Origin of the sequence: Bartonella sp. AA83SXKL, from assembly GCF_042196965.1 — a bacterium.
GTDB lineage: Bacteria > Pseudomonadota > Alphaproteobacteria > Rhizobiales > Rhizobiaceae > Bartonella.
This window is the reverse complement of the sequence record NZ_JBHIRG010000312.1, coordinates 1-578: the sequence shown is the minus strand read 5'-3', so window position 1 is coordinate 578 and position 578 is coordinate 1. Positions and strand designations below refer to the sequence as shown.

Here is a 578-nt window from a genome sequence, read left to right as displayed (position 1 = left end):
GATCCAATCTTGCAATGACGGGTTTTCCTTGCGGATCTTCTTCATAATCAAGCCTGGTATCGGTCCACCCCATTCCGCAAATGATAGCATCTTGAAAGGCATCAGAATCTTCGTACTCCCCATCAGCTTCATCACGAAACCATTCGGCTGCTCCGGTGAGAATCTGGTTGGCAAAGGCAGCCCCTTCTTGGCGTGGAATAAATTGCACTTGTCGTTTATTATTGCGCTCTGTGCCAATCACAGCATTGACCAAAGGAGCAATGCGATTAAAAGTCATGACCGGTCTGTTTTGTTCGCGCAACACGGCAAGATCTTGCTCATTCCATTGACGTCCATTATAAAAATCGTAGTCTTCTTGGGCATTTTTTCGCCATTGCTCGACATGTGCAATATCATCCTGATACCAGCTGACGAGTTTTTTAAAGAGTGCTTGGTGTTCAAGCGTCTCTAATGGATCAAAAGAGTCTTTAGAAATATTCATTAAAAAGCCATCCATGAAGTTTGAGAATGGTGAGAAGAACGATAAGTATTTTTTTTCGGCCGCATGTTTGGCTGTTCATAAGCCACACACATCAGTC

Annotated in this window: 1 protein-coding gene; it reads right to left on the bottom strand. The window is 43.8% G+C overall.

What is annotated here, in order from left to right; all coding sequences use genetic code 11:
- Window positions 1–481: portal protein (locus tag ACFINO_RS11335; protein WP_375655950.1), on the bottom strand; the 481-nt coding region annotated here is incomplete at its 3' end.
- Window positions 482–578: the final 97 nt, after the last annotated feature.